The sequence below is a fragment of the Paracoccus sp. UBA5162 genome, from assembly GCF_002413585.1.
Classification (GTDB): Bacteria; Pseudomonadota; Alphaproteobacteria; order Rhodobacterales; family Rhodobacteraceae; genus Paracoccus.
Map to the genome: position 1 here is coordinate 424 of NZ_DHXG01000006.1, position 5398 is coordinate 5821.

At 66.1% G+C, this 5398-nt stretch carries 7 protein-coding genes; 5 read left to right on the forward strand and 2 right to left on the reverse strand.

Annotated elements, in window-relative coordinates:
* The 5 genes from era to recO all read left to right on the forward strand — a co-directional run.
* The coding region (era, locus tag B4A72_RS00725) for a GTPase Era (RefSeq protein WP_292977947.1) at positions 1 to 683 on the forward strand (683 nt) is incomplete at its 5' end.
* Positions 683 to 1018: a DUF1491 family protein gene (locus B4A72_RS00730; RefSeq protein WP_292954548.1), complete on the forward strand. Its 336-nt coding sequence runs from the start codon at positions 683 to 685 to the stop codon at positions 1016 to 1018. The genes era and B4A72_RS00730, both read left to right, overlap by 1 nt.
* Positions 1019 to 1109: 91 nt before the next feature.
* Entirely contained in the window at positions 1110 to 2027 is a 918-nt protein-coding gene (rarD, locus tag B4A72_RS00735) for an EamA family transporter RarD (protein WP_292954545.1), read from the forward strand.
* Positions 2028 to 2121: 94 nt separating this feature from the next.
* A complete protein-coding gene (locus B4A72_RS00740; protein ID WP_292977948.1) occupies positions 2122 to 2562 on the forward strand; it encodes a VOC family protein in 441 nt (146 codons plus the stop codon).
* A gap of 9 nt (positions 2563 to 2571) precedes the next feature.
* Positions 2572 to 3321: a DNA repair protein RecO gene (gene recO, locus B4A72_RS00745; protein WP_292954539.1), complete on the forward strand. Its 750-nt coding sequence runs from the start codon at positions 2572 to 2574 to the stop codon at positions 3319 to 3321.
* On the opposite strand, the gene B4A72_RS00750 is transcribed toward recO, so the two are convergent.
* On the reverse strand, positions 3315 to 3797 hold the full coding sequence (locus B4A72_RS00750) for an META domain-containing protein (RefSeq protein WP_292977949.1): 483 nt from the start codon (positions 3795 to 3797) through the stop codon (positions 3315 to 3317). The genes recO and B4A72_RS00750 overlap by 7 nt on opposite strands.
* 63 nt (positions 3798 to 3860) lie before the next feature.
* A partial coding sequence (locus B4A72_RS00755) for an acyl-CoA dehydrogenase family protein (RefSeq protein ID WP_292977950.1) occupies positions 3861 to 5398 on the reverse strand: 1538 nt, incomplete at its 5' end.

Genomic DNA, 5398 nt, shown 5'->3' on the forward strand with positions numbered 1-5398 from the left:
CCTGGGGCGGGGCCGCCGATGCCGACATCATCCTGTTGCTGGTCGAGGCTCATCGCGGCCTGACCGAGGGTACGCAGGCGATCATCGACAACCTGAAGGCGCTTGAGGTCAGGACGCCGGTCGCACTGATCATCAACAAGATCGACCGGGTCAAGGCCGAGGCGCTGCTGGCCCTGTCGCAGCGGCTGAACGCGGAATTCGGCTTTGAACGAACCTTCATGATCTCGGCCGAAAGGGGACATGGCTGCGACGATCTTCGCGACTGGCTGGCCACGACCCTGCCTGCCGGACCGTGGCTCTATCCCGAGGACCAGATCGCCGATCTGCCGATGCGCATGATCGCGGCCGAGATCACGCGCGAAAAGCTGACCCTGCGCCTGCACGAGGAAATTCCCTATCAGTTGACGGTCGAGACCGAGGGCTGGGAGGAGAAGAAGGACGGCAGCGCGCGGGTCGATCAGGTGATCTATGTCGCCCGGCAGGGACACAAGGGCATCGTTCTGGGCAAGCGTGGCGAGACGATCAAGGCGGTCGGTCAGGCGGCCCGCGCCGAGATGGAGGAATTCATGGATCGCCGGGTTCACCTGTTCCTGCAGGTCCGCGTCCGCGAGAACTGGCAGGACGAGGCTGAACGCTATGGCGAGATGGGCCTCGATTTTCGCGACGGCGATCCGGGCCGCTGATGCCCGAGCCCAGGCTTGCGGCGGGGATCTGGGTATCCGCCTATCTGGCGCGGCTGGGGCTGGCGAACATCCCCGCCTATGTGATCGCCCATGGCGATGACACCGCCGGCGCGGTGCTGGTCAAATGCGTCCGTCCGGATGGCAGCGCCCGGCTTTACGCCCGCGAATGGGACTTCGACACCGATACCCGGCCCTGGCAGTTGACCGGCGAGGGGCCCGAGGCCCGGATAGACGAGACCATCCGCCGCCAGCGCGGTTTCGATCCCGATCTGTGGGTGATCGAAATCGAAAGCCGCGATGGAAGAACCCTGCTGGACGAGGTCGGGCTGGACTGACGCCCTCGCGCCTGTGCCTTGCCGGGTCCGCAACCGGGCCGCCTCGCGGTCCCGTCTGGCGTTACCGCGATCTGCAGCATATGCAATTCGCATGGGCAGATCCTCGAACATCGATTCGCCGCAAGGCTTCACCTATGCGCTGGCCGCCTATCTGAGCTGGGGCCTGCTGCCGATCTACATGAAGGCGCTGGCGCATCTGCCCGCGATCGACGTGATCGCGCATCGGATCCTGTGGTCCCTGCCCATTGCGGCCGCGGTGCTGATCTGGCAGCGCCGCACCGGGGATCTGGGCGTGGCGCTGCGCGATCCGCGTCTGCTGGCAATGGCCGGGGTGACGGCTGTCCTGATCTCGATCAACTGGCTGACCTATGTCTGGGCGGTGGGAAACGGTCATGCCCTTGACGCGGCGCTTGGCTATTACATCAATCCGCTTTTCAGCGTCGCGCTTGGCGCGGCGCTGCTGGGCGAACGGTTGAACCGGCTGAAATGGATCGCGATCGGGCTGGCTTTCGCCGCGGTCGTGGTCCTGAGCATGAAAGCCGGGCGGCTGCCACTGACGGCGGTGGTGCTGACACTCAGCTGGGGCCTTTACGCCTATTGCAAGAAAAGCCTGCCGCTGGGTCCCAATCAGGGCTTCACGCTGGAGGTTCTGTTGCTGAGCCCGCTTGCCCTGGCCTGGCTGGTCTGGCGATCCGCGCAAGGCGGGGCGTTCTTCGGCACCGGCACGGGCCTTGACATGTTGCTTTTGCTGGGCTGCGGTCCGGTCACCGCCATCCCGCTGCTGTTTTATGCCAACGGCGCCAAGCTGCTGCGCCTGTCCACCATCGGTATCCTGCAATACATCACGCCGACGATGATCTTTCTTGTCGCGGTCCTGCTGTTCGGGGAATCCTTTGGCATCGCGCGCATGATTGCCTTCCCGATGATCTGGATCGCGCTTGCGGTCTATACCCTGTCGCTGCTGCGCGAGGCGGGCGACAGGCGGCGCGCGCGGTTGCGAGGCGTCTGAAATCGTCTTGCGCCGCCTGCACGCGGCCTTGCCCTGGGTCTTGCCGATGCGCCGGCGCCGTGACAGCCTGATACCTTGTCCAAGCGAGAGAGCCATGACCTTACCCCGACAGCGCGTCACCCTGATCACGCTTGGCGTGACCGATCTGGACCGGTCGGCGGCCTTTTATGCCGATTGGGGCTGGACGCCGCATCCGGCCTCGCAAGAGGGCGTCCTGTTCTTTCAGATGAATGGCGCGGTTCTGGCGCTGTTCGGACGCTCCGACCTTGCCGCCGATCAGGGCCGCCCCGATGCGGATCTGGGAACCGGCGCGATCACGCTGGCGCAGAATTGCAGTAATGACGCGGAAACGGATACGGTCTTTCAGGCCGCGCTTGCAGCCGGGGCCGGCTGCCTGAAAATGCCCGAAAAGGTGTTCTGGGGCGGCTATTCCGGCTATTTCGCCGATCCCGACGGCCATGTCTGGGAAATCGCGACAAATCCGTTCTGGCCGCTGGCCGAAGATGGCGGGCTGACCCTGCCGCAGCCCGGCTGACACGGGGCGATGGAATGGCAAGCCGAGGGCACGGTGCTGGCGCGCAGGCCGCATGGCGAATCCGCGGTGATCCTTGACGTGTTGACGGCGCGGCATGGTCGGCACGCGGGTCTTGTGCCCGGCGGCGTCTCGCGCACGCGCGCGGCGATGCTGCAGCCGGGGGCGCGGCTGGATCTGCGCTGGCGGGCACGCCGGGACGATCAGCTTGGCCATTTCGCGGTCGAGCCGGTGCGGCTGCGCGCGGGGATCATGGGCGATCCGCTGGCGCTGGCCGGCCTGAACGCGATCTGCGCGCTGCTGGTCTTCGCGCTGCCCGAACGCGATCCCCATCCCGATCTCTTCTTCCGGACCGAGGCGCTGCTGGACGCGATCGAAACCGGCTCTGACTGGGGCGTCGCCTATCTGCAATGGGAGATGCGGCTGCTTGACGAGATGGGTTTCGGGCTGGACCTGTCATCCTGCGCGGTCACCGGCGCGACCGAGGGGCTGGCCTATGTCAGCCCGCGTTCGGGCCGCGCGGTCAGCCTTGCCGGCGCGGGGGAATGGGCCGACCGGTTGTTGCCGCTGCCGCCGCTTCTGGGCCGGACGGGCGACGACCGGCCCGAAGGCCGGGCGCGGGGGCTGACGCAGGGCCTGGCCATTACCGGTCACTTCCTGCGCAGCCGAATTGCCGCCGAACTGGTGGGGCGGCCGCTGCCCGCCGCGCGCGACCGGCTTGTCACGCGCCTGCTGCCGCCACCGGCTGGCACGGATTACTGAGTGCCGCGTGCCTGTTCCAGTGCGCTGACGCCGCTGGTGTCGCGCATCCCGCGTTCGAATATCAGCCAGGTCGAAGGAGACTTGACCCGCAGCACGCCGCCGTAGAAATCGGCCGAATTCGCCTGTTGCAGCACCGAAAGGAAACGGGTTTCCAGCTTCATGTCCTTGCAAGCCACCTTCGTCGCCACGATCGGCGACAGCGCAATCGCGGGCAATTCCGCATTGTTCGTGGCCGAATAGCCGTTGCAGGGCGCCTGGCCGGAGAGCCGGTTCTCTTCAACCACCAGCGTCACGTTGCGCAGCGGCACGGTCTTGCCATCCATGCCGACCAGCACATAGCTGCCACCGGGAATGAAACCGCGATCCTCGCCCGGCGCGAAGCCGCCGGGCGCGGTGGCCGGCGCGCAGGCGGCAAGCGCCACACCGGCGAATGTCAGGGCGCCGACAAGGGCGAAACGGCGGGCGGGACGGGACATGGGCGATCTCCTTCGGGCCGGAATCGGAAACGAACGCTTCGAAACCGCTTTGGTTTCCGAAGTCTAGCCTGAAACGGCCGGGGTCAAAAGCCGTCTCGCGATGACCTGGGCCTGTATTTCGGCCGCGCCCTCGAAGATGTTCAGGATCCGGGCATCGCACAGCACCCGACTGATCGGGTATTCCAGCGCAAAGCCGTTGCCGCCGTGGATTTGCAAAGCATTGTCGGCACAGGCCCAGGCCACCCGCGCGCCCAGCAGCTTGGCCATCCCCGCCTCCAGGTCGCAGCGATGGCCGTGATCCTTTTCCCAGGCGCTGTGATAGGTGAGTTGCCGCGCGATCATGATTTCGACCGCCATCATCGCCAACTTGTCGGCGACGCGCGGAAATTCGATCAGGGCCTTGCCGAATTGCCGGCGGTCCAGCGCGTATTTCAGGCCCAGTTCCAGCGCGTTCTGGGCAACGCCGATGGCCCGCGCGGCGGTCTGGATGCGGGCCGATTCGAATGTCTGCATCAATTGCTTGAAGCCCTGGCCGGTGGTCCCGCCCAGCAGGTTCTCGTCGCCGACCTCGAATCCGTCGAAGCCCAGTTCGTATTCCTTCATGCCGCGATAGCCCAGCACCTCGATCTCGCCGCCGGTCATGCCGGGGGTGGGGAAGGGATCGTCGGCGGTGCCCGGCGTCTTTTCGGCGATGAACATCGACAGGCCGCGATAATCGTCGCTGTCAGGATCGGTTCTGGCCAGCAGCGTCATGACATGGGCGCGCGCGGCATGGGTGATCCAGGTCTTGTTGCCGGTCACCTTCCAGACATCGCCTTCCCTGACTGCCCGCGTCCGCAGCGCGCCCAGGTCGCTGCCGGTATTGGGTTCGGTGAAGACCGCCGTGGGCAGGATTTCCCCGCTGGCCAGTTTCGGAAGCCAATGTTCCTTCTGCGCGGCGGTGCCGCCGCCAAGGATCAGTTCGGCCGCGATCTCGCTGCGCGTGCCAAGGCTGCCCACGCCGATATAGCCGCGCGACAATTCCTCCGAAACCACCACCATCGCCGCCTTGGACAGGCCCAGACCGCCCAGATCTTCGGGAATGGTCAGTCCGAAGACCCCCAGTCCGGCAAGTTCCTCGACGATCTCGATCGGGATCAGTGCGTCCTGCAGATGCCATTGATGGGCATGGGGAACGACCCTGTCATCGGTCCAGCGGCGGAACTGGTCCCGGATCATCTCCAGGTCCTCGTCCAGGCCGGTTGCACCGAAGGTGGCGCTGCCTTGCCGTTCGGCGATCATCCGCGCCAGGCTGGCGCGCGCCTCGGGGGTGTTGCCGTTCATCAGGGCGCGGGCGGCGTCCGAGGGACGCCACGTCACCCCCAGATCCGACAGCCGGGCGAATTCGTTCTGGCTCATCATGATGCCGCCGGCGATCTGGGTCAGGTATTCGCCGAACCCGATCCGGACGATCAAGTCCTCCATCTCGCCCGATACGCGGGCCGACCAGGCCGACAATTGCGACAGCGATTCGACGTAGGTGGCCAGCCACGACAGGGCATGAGCCGCGTGCTGATGGACCTCCAGCAGCGCCGAATCCACCTTGCCCGTCGGTGCGACCC

What these genes read in the sequence shown, in the direction of transcription:
- B4A72_RS00730 (WP_292954548.1), top strand. Translation starts at nt 683, where the DNA reads ATGCCCGAGCCCAGGCTTGCGGCGGGGATCTGGGTATCCGCCTATCTG.
- rarD (WP_292954545.1), top strand. Translation starts at nt 1,110, where the DNA reads ATGGGCAGATCCTCGAACATCGATTCGCCGCAAGGCTTCACCTATGCG.
- B4A72_RS00740 (WP_292977948.1), top strand. Translation starts at nt 2,122, where the DNA reads ATGACCTTACCCCGACAGCGCGTCACCCTGATCACGCTTGGCGTGACC.
- recO (WP_292954539.1), top strand. Translation starts at nt 2,572, where the DNA reads ATGGAATGGCAAGCCGAGGGCACGGTGCTGGCGCGCAGGCCGCATGGC.
- B4A72_RS00750 (WP_292977949.1), bottom strand. Translation starts at nt 3,797, where the DNA reads ATGTCCCGTCCCGCCCGCCGTTTCGCCCTTGTCGGCGCCCTGACATTC.